At 44.3% G+C, this 21,897-nt stretch carries 19 protein-coding genes and 1 pseudogene; 3 read left to right on the forward strand and 17 right to left on the reverse strand.

The features are described 5' to 3' along the window. The 10 genes from H9Q76_RS11770 to H9Q76_RS11815 form a co-directional block, all read right to left on the reverse strand. Complete coding sequence (locus H9Q76_RS11770) at positions 1-1,362, reverse strand: hypothetical protein (RefSeq protein ID WP_249321149.1); 1,362 nt, start codon at positions 1,360-1,362, stop codon at positions 1-3. Between the two features lie 153 nt (positions 1,363-1,515). Next, complete coding sequence (locus tag H9Q76_RS11775) at positions 1,516-2,322, reverse strand: hypothetical protein (RefSeq protein ID WP_249321150.1); 807 nt, start codon at positions 2,320-2,322, stop codon at positions 1,516-1,518. Further along, positions 2,316-3,017 (reverse strand): ABC transporter ATP-binding protein, encoded by a 702-nt coding sequence (locus tag H9Q76_RS11780; RefSeq protein ID WP_249321152.1) that lies wholly within the window; start codon positions 3,015-3,017, stop codon positions 2,316-2,318. The genes H9Q76_RS11775 and H9Q76_RS11780 overlap by 7 nt, the downstream gene beginning before the upstream one ends. Positions 3,018-3,052: 35 nt before the next feature. Continuing rightward, positions 3,053-3,433, reverse strand: coding sequence for a GntR family transcriptional regulator (locus H9Q76_RS11785; protein ID WP_249321154.1), 381 nt, complete (start codon positions 3,431-3,433; stop codon positions 3,053-3,055). A gap of 135 nt (positions 3,434-3,568) precedes the next feature. Beyond that, the gene (locus H9Q76_RS11790) at positions 3,569-4,738 is read right to left on the reverse strand and encodes a hypothetical protein (RefSeq protein WP_249321156.1); all 1,170 of its coding nucleotides are present in this window, start codon (positions 4,736-4,738) and stop codon (positions 3,569-3,571) included. Further along, positions 4,739-5,815, reverse strand: coding sequence for a peptidyl-prolyl cis-trans isomerase (locus H9Q76_RS11795; protein ID WP_249321158.1), 1,077 nt, complete (start codon positions 5,813-5,815; stop codon positions 4,739-4,741). Continuing rightward, the gene (gene mfd, locus H9Q76_RS11800; RefSeq protein WP_195541056.1) at positions 5,805-9,341 is read right to left on the reverse strand and encodes a transcription-repair coupling factor; all 3,537 of its coding nucleotides are present in this window, start codon (positions 9,339-9,341) and stop codon (positions 5,805-5,807) included. The genes H9Q76_RS11795 and mfd overlap by 11 nt, the downstream gene beginning before the upstream one ends. Positions 9,342-9,372: 31 nt before the next feature. Then, positions 9,373-9,930: an aminoacyl-tRNA hydrolase gene (pth, locus tag H9Q76_RS11805; RefSeq protein WP_118670949.1), complete on the reverse strand. Its 558-nt coding sequence runs from the start codon at positions 9,928-9,930 to the stop codon at positions 9,373-9,375. Between the two features lie 10 nt (positions 9,931-9,940). Then, positions 9,941-10,681 (reverse strand): sugar phosphate nucleotidyltransferase, encoded by a 741-nt coding sequence (locus tag H9Q76_RS11810; protein WP_118670950.1) that lies wholly within the window; start codon positions 10,679-10,681, stop codon positions 9,941-9,943. A gap of 24 nt (positions 10,682-10,705) precedes the next feature. After that, positions 10,706-11,620, reverse strand: coding sequence for a hypothetical protein (locus H9Q76_RS11815; RefSeq protein WP_249321160.1), 915 nt, complete (start codon positions 11,618-11,620; stop codon positions 10,706-10,708). 211 nt (positions 11,621-11,831) lie between these two features. On the opposite strand from H9Q76_RS11815, the pseudogene H9Q76_RS11820 reads away from it, so the two are divergent. After that, a pseudogene (locus H9Q76_RS11820) lies at positions 11,832-12,005 on the forward strand (TrpB-like pyridoxal phosphate-dependent enzyme); the annotation flags it as partial. Between the two features lie 160 nt (positions 12,006-12,165). Here H9Q76_RS11820 and H9Q76_RS11825 read toward each other — a convergent pair. Beyond that, positions 12,166-13,746, reverse strand: a complete 1,581-nt coding sequence (locus tag H9Q76_RS11825) for a family 43 glycosylhydrolase (RefSeq protein ID WP_249321162.1) — start codon at positions 13,744-13,746, stop codon at positions 12,166-12,168. Between the two features lie 262 nt (positions 13,747-14,008). Between H9Q76_RS11825 and H9Q76_RS11830 the strand changes: the two genes are divergently transcribed. Next, positions 14,009-14,899, forward strand: a complete 891-nt coding sequence (locus H9Q76_RS11830; protein WP_117780094.1) for an AraC family transcriptional regulator — start codon at positions 14,009-14,011, stop codon at positions 14,897-14,899. Here the strand turns inward: H9Q76_RS11830 and H9Q76_RS11835 are convergent. The 6 genes from H9Q76_RS11835 to H9Q76_RS11860 form a co-directional block, all read right to left on the reverse strand. Continuing rightward, entirely contained in the window at positions 14,877-15,851 is a 975-nt protein-coding gene (locus H9Q76_RS11835; RefSeq protein ID WP_249321163.1) for an ATP-dependent 6-phosphofructokinase, read from the reverse strand. The two genes, H9Q76_RS11830 and H9Q76_RS11835, sit on opposite strands and share 23 nt — an antisense overlap. 238 nt (positions 15,852-16,089) lie before the next feature. After that, a complete protein-coding gene (locus H9Q76_RS11840) occupies positions 16,090-17,250 on the reverse strand; it encodes a rhomboid family intramembrane serine protease (protein WP_118546240.1) in 1,161 nt (386 codons plus the stop codon). A gap of 437 nt (positions 17,251-17,687) precedes the next feature. Next, entirely contained in the window at positions 17,688-17,849 is a 162-nt protein-coding gene (locus H9Q76_RS11845) for a FeoB-associated Cys-rich membrane protein (RefSeq protein WP_021986246.1), read from the reverse strand. Between the two features lie 408 nt (positions 17,850-18,257). Beyond that, positions 18,258-20,762 (reverse strand): ferrous iron transporter B, encoded by a 2,505-nt coding sequence (feoB, locus tag H9Q76_RS11850; protein ID WP_021986247.1) that lies wholly within the window; start codon positions 20,760-20,762, stop codon positions 18,258-18,260. Positions 20,763-20,804: 42 nt separating this feature from the next. Next, entirely contained in the window at positions 20,805-21,026 is a 222-nt protein-coding gene (locus tag H9Q76_RS11855; RefSeq protein ID WP_021986248.1) for a FeoA family protein, read from the reverse strand. A gap of 32 nt (positions 21,027-21,058) precedes the next feature. Continuing rightward, a complete protein-coding gene (locus H9Q76_RS11860) occupies positions 21,059-21,271 on the reverse strand; it encodes a FeoA family protein (RefSeq protein WP_021986249.1) in 213 nt (70 codons plus the stop codon). 244 nt (positions 21,272-21,515) lie between these two features. Here H9Q76_RS11860 and H9Q76_RS11865 point away from each other — a divergent pair, with 244 nt between their 5' ends. After that, complete coding sequence (locus tag H9Q76_RS11865) at positions 21,516-21,893, forward strand: metal-dependent transcriptional regulator (RefSeq protein WP_021986250.1); 378 nt, start codon at positions 21,516-21,518, stop codon at positions 21,891-21,893. The last annotated feature ends 4 nt before the right edge of the window (positions 21,894-21,897 follow it).

The raw sequence follows: 21,897 nt of genomic DNA on the forward strand, positions 1-21,897 counted from the left end.
CTAAGCAAGTGCACCCATTTGTTTCTGTTTCATTTTCTGAATATCTGCTGTCACATCCCGCACAGCAAACACAACCGAGGTCACATGTCCCTTTGCATCCCAGCATTGTGGTGTCAAAATCGAACAGGCACAAATTCCAAAATCATTCTCTGAGACAAATGTAATATAGGATTCTCCCTTCAGACGCTCATCCAGGTCTGACAGATTGACAAATTTTTGATAAGCGCCCCTATACGCCTGTCCCACGAAATTCTGAATGTAGCTTTCCAGCATAACTTTTGCAGTTGCCTGTTTCTGCAGCACCGCGCCGACTTCGCCTGGCATTTTGATGGCTTCCCACTCTCCCGTATCCAGGTGGATCAGAAGATTCAGTTTATAAATACTTCCGACCGCATTGATAATCCGAAACTGCTTCTGCATCTCCCGCATCGTATTCTGTGCCGACCGGTTTCGCAAAAACGTAAGAACCAGCAGGAAAAAGATATAAACGGCTGTACTAAACGCCAGAATCGTCGTTCGTGTTGCAAACACCTGACTCGAAGGATATACCACATACAATCTATACTGCTTATATCGCATCTGCCTTCCGTACCAACGTTTCCCGTTATATTTTAATTTTGTAATCCTGCCTTCCCTCCATGCCGTATCATCTGTGATGTCAATCGGACATCCAACCACGGATTGCCCCTGCACATGGTTCTCATTTGTATTCAACACGATTTCACCATTCGTGATAACTACCATACCATCCATCTTAAACTGATGTCCGGAAAGCATTGTATCAAGGGAGATTTCATTCACGCCCATTGGGCGGAGTTCCACCTCATGATAACAGAGGATCAATCCGGTCACACCCTCTCTTGCGACGACTGCAAAATCATATGTCTTTTCTCCTATCTGCAGCCGCTCCATATAAGATTTTTCCGGATGCTCCAGAATCTGCGATACAGAATCATCCTTCAGTTCCTTCTCAAATAGGATCTGTGCATCTTCTCCACTGGAAAGAACGCAATTCCCCGCTTTGTCTGTCACGACAACCCCGGTGAGATTCCCATCCACCACATACGCATCCAAAATGTCCTTGTGAATTGTTACTCCATACTGCTCATACATTGCAATCGAGATTGCCTTTTCCTGCAGATTGATCAGATCCTTCGTCTTATCATCACTCACATAATTGTCGTACCGTTCACAGGTCTGACGTGCATATAGCAACGTCTCATCTGCCACGCCACTGACCGTCTGCTTCGCCATATAAGTTGTGAGCAAAAAAATAAATGCCAGTAATAAAACTCCCGCCACGGGCGGAATCAATCTTATCACGACATTTTTCTTCGCATGTTTCGTATATTTCACCATCATTTATCCCCCCTACGATATACTTGGTGCTTTTTTCGTTTGTCCCCGCACCAATTATATGTCATGCTGCGTCAGCTGTCTACCACTAATTTACAAAAATCCCCCGGAATATGAAAATTCCGAGGGATTTCACTAAAAGAGAGGGACGGCTTTCTTTTACTCCAGATTCAGCTTATGCTTACAGGTAAGCGTTGTAGCCACGGAAAGTACCGCAATTCCGACAACCTCTATGATCGTAACCGTCACAAGCACAATCAGATACTGCTTTGCTGTCGATGAGATCTGCTCCAGAAATAAGTCAATATCCTGCTTTGACAGAATCTCACTGAACACAACAACAAGTATGCCGTATATCATCTGGATCAGAGCAAAAATCATAACTGACCATATGCGTTTCCCCTTTGTGAATGCATGACCAAATGCATAGGCGGCATTGATCGTCCAGATATTGCACATCACACCGAGCCACATCATAAGAAGTGCCAATACACCATCCAGCACAATCAGACCCCGATCCACTGTCATCCCGGACATCGAAAGGAATTGCTGTACGAACCCTACGAAATCACTGAACACCTCGAAATTCCCCGTTGCGACGCAGACAGCAAGCCCATAAACAGCAACCATCCAAGCAATCATCACCAGATCACAGATAAGTCTCGCGCCAATGAGTGTGGATGTCTTTACCGGCAGGGTATGGGTGAGATACCCCTGATCCTTGAAGAAGCGATTCCGGAAATCAAGGCATGGAAGCAGTACAACCATCACAATCACGGCAAACATTGCCAGAGCAAACATCACGTCTACAAGCTTTACAAATACAGCAAATGCAGTCGTACCAACCACGTTATATAATTTATCCAGCCCGAGCACGATAACCGCAAAAAGCATCACACCGGCAGATATCATTCCGACTAATCCGGAACGGTTTACAAATTCATTTTTTATACATTTTCCTAGCATCGAAATACCTCCCTGAATATCTCATCAATTGACTGTCCTTTTTCTGCCCGCAATGCATCCGCATCCTTCTGACAGAGAATCTCTCCCTCTTTGATGAAGATAACTTCATCCAATATGTTCTCGATATCCGAGATCAGATGGGTGGACAGCAGGATCGTCGCTTTCTCATCGTAGTTTGTAAGAATTGTCTGCATGATATAGTCTCTGGCTGCCGGATCGACACCTGCGATCGGCTCGTCTAAGACATACAGCCTTGCCCGTCGGCTCATCACCATAATCAGCTGTACTTTCTCCTTGTTACCCTTGGACAGCTTTTTGAGTGTCATGTTCGGATCGATATTTAAGAGTTGCATCATGTCATATGCCCGCGCCTCATCAAAATCCGCATAGAAATCCTTGAACATATTGACAAGCTGGCGGATCTTTAAGTACTCGTTAAAATACGTCCGCTCCGGCAGATACGACACAACCGCCTTTGACTCCGGTCCTACCGCATGCCCACAGATGCGGATACTTCCTTTCTCCGGCTGCAGCAAACCAACCAGCATCTTGATAAGTGTTGTCTTGCCACTTCCGTTCGGTCCCAGCAGACCGATGATCTTTCCTTCCGGCAATGTCAGGTTCAGGTTCTCAAATACAGTTTTCGAGATCCCATACCCTTTCTTCACACCGGATACTTCTACTAAATTACTCATAGTTTCCGTTCCTCCTGATTTATGGTTCTGATTGCTTATTCTGCTTTCGCAGTTGATTCTTTTAGGAATGTTTCAAGCACTGCACATATTTCGCTGTCCGCATATCCAAGACTCCGCATATTATCCACATAAGCCTGTATATGCTTTTTACTTAATTCCTCTCTCAAGCTTCCACCTCCTGCTTTCGGCTCTGCAACAAATCGTCCGGCTGTCCGTTGGGAATACAGCACGCCCTCGCGCTCTAGCTCTGCCAGTGCTTTCTGCATCGTATTCGGATTCACACCTGCGGTCACTGCAAGCTCCCGCACCGCCGGTACCTGATCACCCGGCTTTAAGACGCCCTGCGCGATCTGCGTCTTGATGATTTCCACAATCTGCAAGTAGATTGGAGATTCATTGTTAAACTTCCACGCCAATCGTTGTTCCTCCTTTTTGTATTGTTGTATTATCTAAATAGTACAGTAATACAACAATACAGTTTTGTCAAGTACTTTTTATAAAAATATGCCGAACATGTTTCATAATTGCTTTTAATCAAAAAATCGAGCAGGTTAACACCTACTCGATTGACTATTTTTATATGAAAACACCTGCCAGGCAAACCATAACCATAACAACAATTCCACATAATAACTGCTATACAAAAATAAGCATATCAAAACCGCACCCAATATTCCATTTGTTTTTTTGCTTCTCAATCTAAAACAATCTAACAAAACATATATACTAAACAATATAAATAGAGCAACATATTTAACACCTATTTGTGCCGCCTCTACACCTATACACATGCCATAAATTATCAACGTCAACAGAATGCACGCCATTTTCACACATCGCTTAGTTTCTGTTATGGTATCCCCACTGTTCCAGACAGCCACAAGCAACAATATCATACCAATACAAAAATTCACATTTGCACAGTACCGATGATACAAATATGATACACTCGGTTTGATATGGAATCTTAGTTTTTCATCAACCGTCACTGGATATTCTACTTCTACAGTTCCTTTCAAATCCCCACTCTGTTTTATACGGATTACATCTGTTCCAGGCTTTTCTGCCTTCACCACGCAACCTTGAAAATCCTTATGATTCCATGCCAATCCGATGATTGCATATTCATGCTCTATCGTTAAATCTGCATATGGATAGTAACTAGACAAATCCTCACATACAACCGTCGTCCTCGTTTCCTCTGGAATATATGCATAAAACGTCTTCTTTGGTGCAAATATATATGCAAGATTACATACGATCCCACATATTGCAAAAATTATTACAGCTCTGCGCACTGTCTTTTTTGCAAATGCATCCCTGACACAACGCCATGCACTTACCCGTTGTTCTATCTTACCTGTCAATATCAGGTATATCACAACTGATGAAATATGCAGGTATATTATAATAGTCGTTTTATCTGCCTGTGGGAACAACTGAATTAACATCTTACATATACTGATTCCCGCAAACAAAAAGCTCTCTAAAACAACTACATTTTTAATCATTGTATAAACCATACAACATGCAAGCAACACAGGCACCCAGTTAATCAGCCTTGACACCCATAGCCATGGAATAATTGTATAGCGTACAGTTTCCGTTGTTTGATTCCTTACAACTGTGGAAAATATGTTATAATCCTGCACAGAAATACCAACGATCAAAATATATGTAACAATATACATTATGGTACAATAAAAAATTTTTTTCTTCATTTATTTTGTCCCAACTGTATCATTTACAATCGTATCATACACGTCCATATCTACGCTGTCCGGATACTTGAAGATCGGATCGATCTGTGCCTGCCATTTCGTAAGCGTATCCGATAAAGCTTCCTGTACCTGCTGATTGTAAAGCACGATCTTCTGCTCATTTGTTTTCGTCTGATCAGTCAGAGCAATCATCTGGAATACATGATAACCATACTGAGTCTCCACAACCGTGCTGTACTGTCCATTCTCCATGCTGTAGAGCAGATCATACACATCCTGTCCGTATGTCTCCAGAATCTGCGATGGACTCATCGTCTGCGTCTGCGCCTGATCCAGCTGGTAGTACTCTGCCAGCTTCTCAATTGCTGCACCTGTGTTGTCCTTCAAGTCTGCCGTCGCAAGTGTGCTGCACGCCTGTAGCGCATTTTCATATTGCTGTTTCTTCTGATCATCCGTGTATGGGGTTATCACGCCATTTTCATCCATACTATAACATGCAAAATACATATCATAGAAGGTCGTCATCCGCGCCTCTTCATCAGAAATCTCAATCTTCCGGTCATCTAAGATCTTTGCTTCCACCTTCGATGCGATTGCATTTTCCTGCATCACCTTCTCGGCCTTTTCCTTTGTGATCTCCATATTCTGTAACTGTTCGTCCGTCAGGCCCTCGCAGAAATCATCTGCCTTCTGATTTAACTCTGCCAGTTCATCGTCGCCCAGTGTGATTCCAAGCTCCTCTGCATGCGCACACAACGTCTTGACACGGACAATCTCATTTACAACTTCCTCACGCGTCAGGTTCTCCATAGAAGTTCCCGCACCACCATCCGGAAGCACCGTCTGCCAGACATCACTGCCGTACTGCATCTCATACCGCTCCCGCACGGTTTCTATATAGATATATACCTCGCCCTTGGTTACCAGATTATTTCCATACTGAAACACCAGTGTTCCACTGCTTGTCTGCTTTGTTTCTTCTTCCTTTTTCTCTCCACAGCCGGAAAGCATCGGCACCATCAGGCAGATACACAACAATATTGCAATTAGTTTTCGACAACGTCTATTATGCTTCATGGTTCACATCCTCCGTATTATACAATGTGCGGATATCCTCAATTACCTTCTCGCAGGAAGATACCATCTCTTCCTCGATCAGCTTCGACATACGGATACGGAAATATGTCTGTTTGCCCGCGGTAAGCCGCAATGTGTTCTTATACCGTTTCAATAACGGATTGACCCGTTCCGCCTGCACAGGTGCCTGCGGCAGCATGTAAAATCGCACCTCGTCGCCTACGTATTTGATATCCGTAATATAAACCTCATGTGCAATTGCTTTCAGATACGCCACATCAAGCAAGCGGAAGAACGGCTTTGGCGGCTCTCCAAACCGGTCACGCACCTCCTCTAAGATGGCATCATTATCCTCGCGGTTCGCACATTTTGAGATTCTCTTATACAAATCCAGCTTCACATATTCATTCTTCACATAGCTGTCTGGAATATAGGCATTGAGCGGAAGTTCTACGTTTGTCACGAACTCCTCACGCACCGTCTCACCAGACAGACGCCGGATCGCATCGTTCAACATCTGGCAATACAGATCATAACCGACTGCCTCAATATTTCCCGACTGCTCCTGTCCAAGCAGATTTCCGGCTCCACGAATCTCCAGATCCTTCATTGCTATCTTATACCCGGAGCCAAGATCTGTAAACTCCCGGATTGCTTTCAGCCGCTTCTCTGCGACTTCTTTTATCATCTTATCGCGCTTATAGAGCAGGAATGCGTAGGCACTCCGGTTGGAACGTCCAACACGTCCCCGCAGCTGATAGAGCTGTGACAGACCGAACCGGTCTGCATCATGTATAATGATCGTATTGACATTTGGGATATCCAGTCCCGTCTCAATGATCGTCGTCGATACTAGCACATCAATCTCACCCTTGATAAAACGGCGCATCATCGCTTCAAGCTCCCGCTCCGGCATCTTGCCATGTGCAAATTCAATCGTTGCATCTGGCAGCACCTGACGGAGTTGTCCCGTGATGTCCGCGATCGTCTCTACCCGGTTATACACATAATATACCTGTCCGTTTCGCGCAAGCTCCCGGTTGATTGCCTCTTTTACAAACTCCAGATCGTACTCCATAATATACGTCTGGATCGGCAGCCGGTCGACTGGCGGCTCTTCCAGCAGACTGATGTCGCGCAGTCCAACCAGACTCATATGCAGGGTTCGTGGAATTGGTGTCGCCGTGAGAGTTAACACATCCACATTTTTCTTCATCTGCTTGATCTGTTCCTTGTGCTTGACGCCGAACCGCTGTTCCTCGTCAATGATCAAAAGTCCCAGATTTTTAAATACAATATCCTTGGAAAGCAGCCGGTGTGTACCGATCACGATATCGACCATACCAGACTTCATCTGCTCCAACGTCTCTTTTACTTCCTTCGGTGTACAAAACCGGGACAGCATCCGGATATTAACCGGATAGTTCTTCATACGCTCACAGAATGTGTTGTAATGCTGTTCGGCAAGAATCGTCGTCGGTACCAGATAGGCTACCTGCCGGTTATCCTGTACTGCCTTAAACGCTGCCCGGATGGCAACCTCTGTCTTTCCGAATCCGACATCTCCACAGACGAGACGATCCATGATCTTACCGCTCTCCATATCGTGTTTGGTATCGTCAATGGCTTTCTGCTGATCCAATGTCTCCTCATACGGGAACATCTCTTCAAACTCCCGCTGCCATACGGTATCCTCCGAATATTTGTAGCCCTGTGTGCTCGATCGGATCGCATACAGCTCGATCAGTTCTTTTGCAATATCCTCCACATGTCCCTTGACACGTGTGCGCACTTTCTCCCACTCCGGTCCGCCAAGCTTATTCAGTTTGACACGTGCGCCATCCTTGCCGGACAGCTTGCCGATGCGGTCGAGCTGTTCCACAGGCACAAACAATTTACTGCCCTTCGCATACTCGATACTGATATAGTCCTTCATGCGTCCATCGGTTTCCACCTTGTCGATACCGCGGTAGATTCCGACACCATGATTTTGATGTACGACATAATCTCCAACAGAAATATCTGAGAATCCGGCAATCTTCTCACCGGCATATTTCGGCAGCTTCTTTCGTTTTTTCAGTTCCTTAGAGGTAAATATATCACCCTCTGCGATCACAAGCAGATGACACTCCGGAATCTCAAATCCCGTCTCCATTCGACCGACACTGATGCGTACCTCTCCCGGTTTGAGCGGCTGTTCCCGGTTCTCGGTAAAGTACGCCATGACATCATTATCCTGTAAGTTCTTCGCGATACGTTTGCCTCGTGTCGCGGATGGTGACAGGATCAGAATCCGATAATCCTTCTTCTTATATTTCTCGATGTCCTTCATCAGATCCTCGAAGCTGTTGTTGTAGCTGACAAGCCCCTTTGCATCAATCTGAAATGCGTACTGTTCCTTCCATGCTGGCTGCTTCTTGTACAACTCCGAAAGCAAGATCGGCGTACGATTTACCAGTCTTGCCACAACGGTCTTGGCATCATAAAGCACATTTGCCTGTGTCGGCAGAACATAACCGCCCTCCAGACGGCCTTCCATCGACATGCCAAACTGCATCGCATACGCACCAGCACGCTGGTTCACACGCTCTGGATCGTCAATGAAGATATCCGTATCTGTTGGGAAATAATCCAAAAACGACACCGTGTCGTCGTAGAAATATTCCACCATACTGTCTAATCCCATCGTGGAATTAAACTCCTTTAACTCCTCTAATACCGACTCCACCATCTTGTTCAGCCGTGCGTATTGCTCCGTGTGGAACTGTTCCTTCAAAAGCTTCGCCTGTGCCTTATGCTCCTTCTCCAGCTTGGCAATCCCCTTGCTGATCCGCACATCATCGAGCACCATCTCCGTAGATGGATAGATGACAAACTCCTCGACACGTTCCATCGAACGCTGGCTTTCCACGTCAAAGCTCCGGATACTGTCGATATCATCTCCCCACAACTCAACACGATAAGGGCACTCTTCCGTCAGGGAGAAGATGTCGATGATTCCTCCTCTGACCGAAAACTGCCCCGGTGTCTCTACGATTGAAGTTTTTTCATATCCAAGTGTTGTGAGCTTCCGTGAAAATGTATCGAGCTGCAAGGTATCTCCGACCTTGATCGTCAATATATTTTCTATGATATGCGAGATGGATGGAATTTTATCCATCAATCCCTCGATGGTCGTAACAACGGTACATGGTCGCCCTTCTGCGATCTTCTTGAAAATCTCCAGACGCTCCTGCACGGTATTGTTACTGTGAATATCTGCGGAATAAAAGAGAGCGTCCTTCGCCGGATAATAAAAGGTCTGACGGCTGTAAAACCGATAGTCCTCGACGATCTCCCGCGCGCGTCGCTCCTCATAGGTCACGATCAGGCGAAACCGTTTTGTGTCTGACAGTGCCTCCATCAAAAGTGGGGTGATCCGGCGATCCATCCCCCATACATGGTGGATACCGCCTGATTCATCCCGGTGTTTTTTTAACTCTGCAAACCTTGGATCATCCTGAAATGCAAGTGTCAATGCCTTCATTTTCTGATCCTCTTTTCTATTATTTCTTACCCTAATTAAACTTGTTCATGGCGGAAGCCACATCGTGTGTGATCATCTCACAGACCGCTTCCCTCGCCCGGTCAGCGCTCTCCCGAATAATCGGCTGTTCCTCTTTCGAGAACCGCCCCAGCACATAATCCGCCAAATCCATCTTCGCCGGCTTTTCTCCGACACCGATCTTGATTCGTGTAAACTCCTGTGTGCCAAGCTGCGCAATGATATTCTTGATGCCATTGTGTCCACCGGCACTGCCCTTCGCACGGATGCGAAGCTTGCCGACATCCAGACTGATATCATCATAGATGACGATCAGATCTGACAGATCACATTTATAATAGTCCATCAGTTCCCGCACACTCTCGCCACTCAGATTCATATATGTCTGCGGCATGGCAAGAATGACCTTCTCACCCTCAATGATACCCTTTCCGATCAACGCCTTATGCTTCTTCGTCTCAACCGGAATATTATATGCATCACTGATATTATATATCACGGAGAACCCGACATTATGCCTTGTTCCGGCATATTCCTTCGTCGGATTTCCCAGTCCTACGATTATTTTCATCGTCTGCCTCCTAGTCCTCACGGTGACACATGATCTGTTCTGCTTCTTCGAGCTGATCGATCGTATTCACACCGCGGATCTCGTCACAGGCATCTCCGGTAAGCGGAAGTGCCGATACTTTGAGACCGATCTTTTTGATCAGTGCAATCGTATCCGTCAGGTAATATTCTCCAGCGGCGTTATCATTGCTCAGCAGATCCAGACTTGCAGAAAGTGCCTCGGAATTAAAAATATACATACCGGAATTTACTTCCTTGCATGCCCGCTCCTCTTCGGTTGCATCCTTGTGCTCGATAATCTTCTCGAAATTGCCTGCTGCATCACGGATGATACGTCCGTACCCGGTTGCATCATCCAGAATTGCAGACAATACTGTCACGCCATTTGCTTCCTTGCGATGTTTCTCGACAAGTTCTGTCAATGTCTTTCCAGTAATCAACGGCGTGTCTCCACAGAGCACCAGTGTATCGCCCTCTGTACCAATAAAATCCTTGGCGCATTTGACAGCATGTCCAGTTCCAAGCTGTTCTTTCTGTTCTACATAATCTACGACATCATAGATCGCATCCTTGACCTCTCTGCCCTTATAGCCGACAATCACGCATACCTCACCGGCTCCTGCATCCTTGCACGCCTGAATCACATAATGCACCATCGGTCTGCCTAAGCACTTATGAATGACTTTCGGTAAATCAGAATTCATTCGTGTTCCTTTTCCTGCTGCCAAAATTACTGCTTTTAATTTGTTCATCTTTCTTCCAACCTTTTTCTATATTTAATACAAACTATCCCGTAGTTCCTTTGCTTTCGCAACTGCTTCTTCTGCATCCATTGTCTCGTATACATAAATCTCAGTTGTCATGACAGGCTCCTGTACACAGAACGTAAATGCATATGCATTGTCCTGATACACCTTGTAATACATGGCATTGTCCTCGTTGCAGCTCTTTGTATCCGCCCGCAACGCTTCCGCCCCTGCATCCGCAAGCAGAAATGTTACATAATAATTGACTGGTTCTTCTGCATCTGCGGTAGCCGTTTCCTCATACCTTGTATGCTGCGCTCCACAGGTCACATAAACATCATTGATCTCGTCCTGTGCAACGATTGTCTCTTCCTGTGAATCCGTAATATACACATTCTTATTTTGTTCCATAGAGATGGCTTTCTTCTGCATCTCGGCGATCTTCGTCCGATATCGGTATTCCACCTCCCGAATCTGATCTTCCACATAATCATATAGCTTCAGGAATTCCCGGTTTGATGGATTCAAACCTCCAGATACATGCTCGCCCGACGCCGTATACAACGTCAGTTCCTTGTATTCTCCGTCCTTCAAATCCCGGCTTCCGATATTTCTTCGCATATGATACAGGTCAATATCATCTATGATATCCTTGATCTGCTGAATTGTATCTGCCGATAACTGAACCGTCTCCTCCGGGCATGGATCACTCGGCACCCAACGATTAAAGTCATCTGCATAAATGCGGACATTTCCATTGTCACTGATCTCCGCATGCAGCGTATACATCTCATATGTCTCAACTGCCTCGCCTTTGACTGTCGATGACAACATCAGGAACATTCCATCCGCCAGTGTTGTATCCTCTTTCTTTCCGCATCCCACCAGACTGAAAAGCAGGCAGCACGCGCAGAAGAAATAGAAGGCTCTTTTCTTTATGCTCAATGTTCACACCTCAAGTTCTATTGCATAATTAATGTAATTATAGCACATTTCTATTCGTACTGTCATTATTTTCACTGTAGTTTCACACTTCTTTTGTTGTTTTTACTTGAGAATATTGTAAAACACATAAAAATAATGTAAAACAAATTATATTTTGTTTTAGAGCTTATTTACAACAAAGAAAATACAAAAAAAGAAAAGGAGAACAAACATGGCAAAAGAAATCCCATACAAGATCTATCTTGAAGAAAACGAGATGCCAACCCAGTGGTACAATGTGCGTGCGGACATGAAGAAAAAGCCTGCACCAATTCTGAATCCGGCTACGTTACAGCCTGTGACACTGGACGAGCTGTCCCATATCTTCTGTACCGAACTTGCAAAGTCATTTGCAACCCTGCCAACCGTATAATTTATATTTACATCATTCATATCTAAAAAGAGTACATAAAAAGCTATGTGTATTTTCTGTTTTCCATTGTCTGACTATCAGCGGTCGCGCAGACATATACACATAGCTTTCTTTTTATCTGTTCAATTGCAATCTATAAGAATTTCAGTTCTTTCATCTGAAATTTATCTTTTCCGTGGTAAACCAGATACAACGCATGTATACCATCTGGAATCTGGACGTCCCCGGTGAAACATTCCCATGCATGCTCATCTTCTGCATCTGTTATGTTGATTTTCCCGCAGGCTGGTCCTTCTGGTTCCAAACGCAATTCGAAGAAATTATTTTCAGGCACCGGCATATCTACTGGTTTATGAATCAGTCTGCTCCGTGCATCGAGCCGGGCTGGTGTATCGAATCGCGCCTTATTTTCTTCTGTCTCAATTCGTCCAACAATTCCGATTCTGGTTACATTCTTAAATTCAAAATACTTGTACCCTATCAACGTTCCATGATCAATCTCGCCAATGAAACGTTCTTCTCCACTATTGGTTATATTGGGGAATTCTTCTTTATATATGCTGTTATTTCCATGCGGCATACTTCCATTCGTCAGATTGCAGGCAATCACTGCTGGATAGCTCCCCTCCGCAACAAGCGGTCCCTCATTTAATCCACAGCTTGTAACCTCCACCTGCCGAATACTTCCATCTGCTTCGATCTTTATCTTCTCTGCACACGCCTGTCTGCTATAGTCGGATTTGTGTGTGAGTCTGTGATAGAACGCATACCACTGACCATTTATTTCAATAATGCTTCCATGTGTCGTACCGGTCATATTAAGTTTCTCTTCCAATGGTCTGCCATCCAGCCCGACATCGCCATTTGAGACAATCGTTCCTCCAAACGTAAATCCACCATCCGGCTGGTCACTTACAGCATAACAAAGTTCATGATTCTGCTTTGATGAATAGACAAAATAATATTTATCTCCAACTTTTCGCATGGAAGAAGCTTCAAAAAACGGATGTGCCTCGAATGATGTTCCTTTCACCTTATACAGAATAATATGCTTCGGCTCTTCTTTCACGGTCAGCATATCGTCCTCGAGCACCAGCATCACAGGTCCCATAATGCTGTCCGGGTATGACAGGATTTCTTCTCTTGTACGCCCAAACATCTCCATCTCCTGTTTCACATAGGCATCATTTTCCGGGAAGTCTGGCTGTTCTTCGTAATCATACTGTGTACCATAATAGAGTCTTATCACGCCATCATCATTCAGCACCGCCGGGTCAAAGCATACATACCGCATCATCGGACTTCCATCTTTATTGCGCACATGCCCTAAAAATTTATATTTTCCCGCTGGCGTATCACATACAGCCACGCTGATCGGACATGTATAACCACCCACGCCATAATCGCCGGACATCGCGTAATACAGGTAATATTTTCCATCATTTCCCTGCACAACATCCGGTGCATACATATAACAAAGCTCCGGGTAAGCAGGATCCTGATTTGCCTCATATATCACTCGTTCTTTTCTCCAATCTGTCAGATCATCTACCGGTGCCGAATACACAGTATAGTCATCCATACAGAATGTATATCCCCCCTCATGATCATGGGAACCATACAGATACACCCGGTCTCCGAACACATGTGGTTCCCCATCCGGGATATACTCATTCAAAGGTAAAAAAGGATTAAACACTTGTTTCTTTCTCATAATCTTGTCCTCCTGCTCGTTCTATTCATGCAAAGTGAGATATTATTTCCTCATGCCCTGATCTGACTATATCTTATCGTAATCTTTTTTCACTATCTACCGAATCATTGCTATTTAGTTATCAATTATTGCTATTTTTTTACGAATATTTTTGCTGTTTTTCATAATTTTCTTGATATTTTTTTCTATTTCGTTATAATTTAATAAAATCATCAACATCCAAAAGCATTTTTTGATTATAGAATGGAGACAAAATATTAGCATGGCACTTAACCTGGATGGTTCTTATGAACAGATAAAATTTCACGATTATGAATCTGTGTTGTTATATAACAACACGCAATACGAAACATATGTGCCACATTGGCATGCATCCACAGAAATCATCATGCCTGTCAAAGGCGATTATACTATCATCTGCAATGGGACAAACTATTATCTGAAGGAGCGGGATATCCTGATCATTGCACCTGGAACTGTTCATTCCATTCCAGCCTGTCATGGTCAACGTTATATTTTTCTGGCAGATTTCTTCCATTATATTAAATCTGACTGTTTTTCAACAATTCAGGCAGCACTCTCTCCAGTTACACTGATCAACGGGAACACACTCCCTGAAATTCATGATACATGTGCCCAACTGATTTCCTCCTGTGCAGAAGAGTATTTCGGCGAAAACCGGTTCCGTGAGACTGCGGTGTTTCATTTCCTTGTTCAGCTTTTTTTGCTGGTTGGGCGCACACTGTCTGACGAAAGTGCAGTCTTCCATGATATATCTCCTGACAAGAAAAGACATTATACCGAAGCATTTTCATCTGTATGTGAATACATCCATCAGCATTACGCAGAAAATCTATGCGTTGATACAGCGGCATCCATGACGGGATTTTCCAAGTATCATTTTCTTCGGCTTTTCAAACAATTTGCAGGCGATACCTTCTACCATTATGTAAATGCACAGCGCATTTATCATGCATGCCTGTTGCTCTCTGACCCTGAAAAAAATATAACGGAGGTCGCAATGAGCTGTGGATTCCACTCTATCTCATCGTTCCTCCGTATCTTCAAACTACAAAAAGGGTGTACCCCGACTGAATTCCGCAGAATTCATAATACAACCAATACCTCCATTACTCTGCCAGCATCAGACTGAGCTGGTACTGGAAGGAATCCAGATTGTTGTTATGCAGGCCGATTGCCTCCGCAATATCATAGTCAACCAGAATATCGTTTTTGATCGCAACGATCCGGTTACCTCTGCCCTGTCGCAATATCTCAATTGCATACGCGCCCATCAGCGAACCATACATACGATCCTTCGCCGTTGGCTGTCCTCCTCGCTGGATATATCCAAGCACAGATACACGCGACTCAATTCCTGTCTCCTTCTGAATCAGATCTGCCAGCTTGCCTGCATCCGTTACACCTTCTGCCACGACAACCAGATAGCTGTTTCTGCCATCGGTGTGCCGTTTACGCAGTGCATTTATAATGTAATCGAAGTTTCCGTCCCATTTCTCCGGTAATACGATAGCATCTGCGGATGTCGCCATGCCTGCCCAGAGCGCGATATAACCACGCTTTCTGCCCATGACCTCTACGACGCTGCAGCGACCATGGGATACCGATGAATCGCGGATCTTATCGATTGCTTCCATGGCGGTATTTGCTGCTGTGTCAAATCCCAATGTGTATTCGGAACATGCCACATCCCGGTCGATCGTTCCCGGAATACAGACAATATCCACACCTTCATCCTTGAACTTGATTGCGCCGCGCAGCGTACCGTCCCCACCGATTGCGACAACCGCATCCACGTCATGTGCACGCAGGTTTTCAGCCGCAATGTGTCTGTATTTCTGATCTAAAAAGCGCTCGCTCCTGCTTGTGAAGAGAATCGTCCCTCCCTGATTGTTGATGTTTCGCACATCGTCTAATCCAAGCGGAACCGTCTCCCAGTCTATCAACCCTTCGTAGCCGCGCAGGACACCAACGACTTCGATACCGAGATTGTTCGCGCTGAACACGACCGCACGAACCGCCGAATTCATTCCCGGTGCATCACCACCACTTGTCAGTACCGCTATCTTCTTAATTTCACTCATTTTGTCTTATCCTCCGGATTATTTATTATCAATTGTGCAACTGATAATTGTATGTGTATTGTACAGATATTACCAATTCTACACAGACACGCTCTCGCTCGGTTCATCACGTAATGGTACTAAATTCACGCCAAACAAGTTTGCCGTTCATTAAGTACCAACGTGCTTCAACGGTCTGTTTTAGAATTGGTAATATCTGCACAATCATATACATCTACTATGTTGCACAATTATAAAATCACTTACATATTGTCTTGTAAAATGCGTCTACCTGCTGCCAGTTGCACGCAGTGTCGTCGAATGCAAAATACGACAGCTCATACGATTCGCAGTCACCCGTGATCAAAAACTGGATGATCACTTCCTTCTCGCTTCCCTTATAATACGCGTTTCCATTGAATTGTACGACCTGTTCTCCACTTTCTGCGGTAAAGGATTCCCATTTTGTATTCGTACAGTAATCATCCAAAGCTTCGCCATAGGTTTTCGTTCCATAGCTCTTCATCTCATAATCTGCCACCGGCTGTTCCCGGATATACATTACCCGCTTATCCATCAGAGAGGACTGATCCTTGCCAATATGTGCCTCACCAACGCCCATCACGCAGAGCACGATTGTCGCTATAATCGCCAAGATCTTGCAGAACTGATTCTCTATGAAGCCCTGCCATTTCTTTACATTTAACGCAAACGCCAAAATACCGCCAACAATCGCGCCGCCGATATGTCCATAGATATCCACATTCCCGCCTGCAGAATAAATCGCATATCCAATCACGAGTGCAATAGCGATAATCATATCCTTCCGCTCGGCATTCTTCCGTCCCATAATCTGGAGGAACACTGCTGCACATATAATTCCGAAGACAGCCCCGGACGCGCCCGCGGCAAACCGTGGACTCTCCGGATGCAGCTTGTGTGCAATCTCCATCGAGAGGAATCCTGCTCCAACGCCGGAACCAAAATAGATGATTGCCATCCGCAGGGAACCAAGCCTTTGTTCTACCAGTTTACCAAACAGAAAGAGCGCCACCATATTTCCTATCAAATGCTCAAAATCCGCATGTATGAACATATAAGAGATCAAACGACGATATTCGTGGTTTATCGTGATGTACTCATAGTTAATTCCTGCAAGTTGGAATGTGTTTTCGATACCAATACACATAATCGCCGCAATCACATTCGCCACAATAATCAGGATTGTAACAATCGGAATCGTCTGCTTTGCACGCACGGGCTGAACCGGTGGCACTGTATGAACCACATACGGATCTTCATATGCATAAGGATTCTGGTTTGTATATGGATTCTGATTCTCATATTTCTGCGACGGCATGCCATAATATGGGCCTGATTTTCTCTCCTGATCCGTTTCATTATCTCTTCTTAACTGCACTTGTACATCCCCTTTCTACTTGTGCATATCTTTTGTTTCTATCACACTGCAACAATTATATTCTACCTTCCCATTCTAGGCAACCAAAACTTGCATCCCGCTTTATTTTATCTTCCGATTGGGGCTTTTTTCTTGTTCCGCCATTTTTCCCCCAACCTGCTTGCAAGCAAGCTTGCAGCGATGCATGTGCTTGGGCGATTATCACGCAAAAATTTACCCCGCGCTATGTGGAGTAGCGCGGGGCTGTTAGAGAAAGGAGTCGATTATAAATTCCATGTACGCGAATTTATGTTTCGTTGTGGTTAGTTGTTGCTAACTACATGTTGTATGTTAACGTAAACTAACTAAAAAGTCAACCACTTTTTTCATATTTTTTACTTGTTGATAATTATTCTTAACTGGACGATATTCCTTGTGGATTACTCCGCTTGTTTGCTCTATTTCTGTGTTTTTTTCGGTGCATGACAGACACTTCCACAGTGACTGCAATCCCCGCCACAGCTTGACTTGCCGGCACGCTTATCCTTCACCATCCCCCGGATGACCAAACCAACCACCGCAACTACTACCAATAATATTAAAAATGTACCTAAATTCATTTCCACGACCTCCTTACAAGGTAATATTTATTGTATTTGCAAACCATATAAACCAATGGTGTAGATGGTTCATATGTTTCCATCTAATATCCATGATATAGAATATGTTTGTGGCTTAGAAGTTCTTGGTGTTCAACTCATTTACCCAGCCATGTTTGAACACGATGTTCAAACAAGCCGCCACTGAGCCATGGACGGCGAATTGGCGGCGTTGGCGTCCACTCACAATACTTACATTGAACACCTAGAACTTCTTAGCTACAATACATCCCTATATTATGGATATCAGATGGAAATATATGCACCTTCTATCTCATCTTTTCCATGGTTTACAAACACAATTCCCACATACTTAATATAGCACCGGATATGCTCCGGTGCTATACAATCTTTTTTAAAAACTATGAATTAGTTTGTCTTGATCTTTGCAAACTGTGCATTCTTGTTTGGTCTGAACAGCATATACAGGAAGAAGGCGATGATCAAGAACGCTACAACCGTTCCTACACCAAATGTACCTGCTGTAATGAGCACACCAATCTGATATACAACGAGTGATACAAGATAAGCAAGACCACACTGATATCCGATTGCGAACCAGAACCACTTTGCACTGTTCATCTCTCGCTTGATCGCACCCATTGCTGCGAAACATGGCGCACAGAGAAGGTTGAACAACAGGAATGACAAACCACTTGGCTCTGTAAACTTGCTTGCCAGTGTCTGGTAAACAGTTGCGTCTCCGCCACCGTACAGAATACCCATCGTACCAACGATATTCTCCTTTGCTACAAGACCGGTTACACTTGCAACCGTTGCCTGCCAGTTGCCCCAGCCCTGTGGCTTGAAGATCCAGCAGATTGCGTTACCGATCTTAGCGAGGATACTATAATCCATCTGATCCTCTGAAAGCATTCCGAAGCTTCCGTCAACCCATCCGAAGTATGTTGTAAACCATACAACGATTGTAGAAAGAAGGATGATTGTACCGGCCTTCTTGATGAAGGACCAGCCACGCTCCCACATGCTGCGTAAAACAGCGCCAACCTTTGGCCAGTGGTAAGCTGGAAGCTCCATAACGAATGGAGATGTATCACCAGCAAACATCTTTGTCTTCTTCAGGATGATACCTGAACAGATGATTGTAATAACACCGATGAAGTAAGCACCGGTTGAAATGATTGCGGAACCATTGAAGATAGCACCAGCGATCATTGCGATAAATGGAACCTTTGCACCACAAGGGATAAAGGTTGTTGTCATAATTGTCATACGACGGTCTTTCTCGTTCTCAATTGTACGAGAAGCCATGATACCTGGAACACCACATCCCATACCTACGAGCATTGGGATGAAGGACTTACCAGACAAACCAAACTTACGGAAGATACGGTCCATGATGAATGCAACACGGGCAAGGTATCCACAGTACTCAAGGATTGCAAGAAGGATGAACAGTACCAGCATCTGAGGTACGAAACCAAGTACCGCACCAACACCGGCGATGATACCATCAACGATCAATCCCTGTAACCAATCTGCGCAATTTGCTTTCTCAAGTCCCTTTGATACAAGATCCGGGATAGAAGGAATAAATACGCCATAATCTGCAGGATCTGGCTCTTCACAACCATAAGACTTGTATGTATCAACTGCGCTCTGCAGATCTGCATATGTAGACTCTGTCTCGTCAGTTGCCAGTGTCTCCTCATCTTCTACAAGATAAGTTGCTGTTGTATTGGCATCAAATACTGTCAGCAGTTCGTCAGCAGCCTTTGCAGCGTTTGCTGGATCAAACTCATCTGACTCTGCATCCATAGCATCTGCAATATCACCAACTTCTACACCATTTTCTTCACCATAAGAGATGAATCCATCGATGATCTGCATTGCCTCTGCGTAAGCATCTGCATCGTCGCTGTAAGCAACGCCATCGTCATTCTTCTCCATACCAAACAAATGGAAACCATCACCAAACAGGTTATCATTTGTCCAGTCTGTTGCAGCAGCACCGACGGTCTGCATTGCAATGTAATATACTAAGAACATGACAATTGCAAAAATAGGAAGTGCCAAAATACGGTTTGTTACAATCTTGTCAATCTTATCAGATACAGAAAGCTTCTTTCCTGACTTTGCCTTCTTCAAACATTTTCCAATGATAGAAGAAATGTACGCATAACGCTCACTTGTCACGATTGACTCTGTATCGTCGTCAAACTTATCTTCCAGTGTCTTGATCTCTGCAGATACATCTGGGATAACTTTAAGCTGATCGCCAATCTTGCTATCTTTCTCAAGAACCTTGATTGCGAAGAAACGCTTCTGTGCTTCTGCTACTGAATCATCCAGCTTTGCTTCCACTGCATCAATAGCAGCTTCCACTGCATCGTCAAACTTATGTACACGTGCAACGGCTTTCTTTGCCTTTGCAGCTGCAACTGCCTTGTCTGCAGCTTCCTTAATTCCTTCGCCCTTCAAAGCGGAGATCTCAACGACTTCACAGCCAAGTGCATTGGAAAGTGCCTTGATATCAATCTTGTCGCCGCTCTTTCTGACTACATCCATCATGTTGACAGCCATAACAACCGGGATGCCAAGCTCGATGATCTGTGTAGACAGATACAGGTTACGCTCCAGGTTCGTACCATCAATGATATTGATGATTGCGTCTGGATGCTCACCGATCAGATAATTTCTTGCTACAACTTCCTCCAATGTATATGGAGAAAGAGAATAAATACCAGGTAAGTCCATGATGGCAACATCTTTATGTCCCTTTAACTTACCTTCCTTTTTTTCTACCGTAACACCTGGCCAGTTACCAACATACTGGTTTGCGCCGGTCAAGGCGTTAAACAATGTCGTTTTACCGCAGTTCGGGTTACCTGCGAGTGCAATTGTAATTGCCATGATTTCTCTCCTTATCTTTTTACATTCCCTGACATTGGGTGATTACTCTACTTCGATAATTGCAGCATCTGCCTTACGAACAGACAGCTCATAATTACGAACTGTAATTTCAACCGGATCTCCAAGTGGAGCTACCTTACGCACGTAGATCTCAACGCCCTTTGTGATACCCATATCCATGATTCTTCTCTTGATAGGGCCTTCGCCTGCGATCTTTGTTACCTTTACGGTCTCCCCTACTTTTACCTGATTCAATGTCTTCATTGTTTCACTTCCTCTCTTACGAATACGTTCTTCTAGGCTACCTGGATTTTACTTGCCATGTCACGACCAAGAGCCACTCTTGAATCTTTCACCTTCAAAATCATGTTTCCGCCCAGCGAAGATACAACGGTTACAACTGTACCGTCCACAAAGCCGAGGTTCTCAAGGAATTTACGAACTTCCTCTTTTCCCCCCACTTTCACGATGGTTTTTGGTTCTCCTTCTTCTACCATTGACAGTGGCATAAAAATCACTCCTTTTCTGTAGTATTCATACTTTATTTCAGGTTAGTTTAGAACAACTAACTTTCTGTCGACACAATATTAGCCCAAACTAACTATTTTGTCAATAAAAAATACATCGGATTTTTATATTTGTATTTCTTATTTATAAAGCATTTTTGCAAAGCGTTTGCAAACCTGTAAAATTTGTGTTAGTATTCAGACATAGCGACGTTAACAGCACTTATTATGTAAAGGGGATTGGTTTATGAAAATACAGGAATCAGCCGAAGATTACCTGGAGGCAATTTTATTTCTCGGCAAATCACACGAGCACGTTCGTTCGATTGATGTCGTACACCATCTTGGATTATCCAAGCCGAGTGTCAGCGTGTATCTGAAGAACCTCCGTGTAAACGGATATATAAATGTCGATGACAAAGGATATTTATCACTCACAGAGGAAGGCATGAAGATCGCATCCAAGATCTACGAGCGGCATGAAACGCTTGCCCATCTTTTTATGTCTCTTGGTGTGAACGAAGAGACTGCTTACGAGGATGCCTGCCGAATCGAACATGACTTGAGCGATGAAACATTTCAGGCGTTAAAGAATCATTACATCAATCACATGAGTCAGGCATAAATGA

Source organism: Wujia chipingensis (assembly GCF_014337155.1).
GTDB lineage: Bacteria > Bacillota > Clostridia > Lachnospirales > Lachnospiraceae > Coprococcus_C > Coprococcus_C hominis.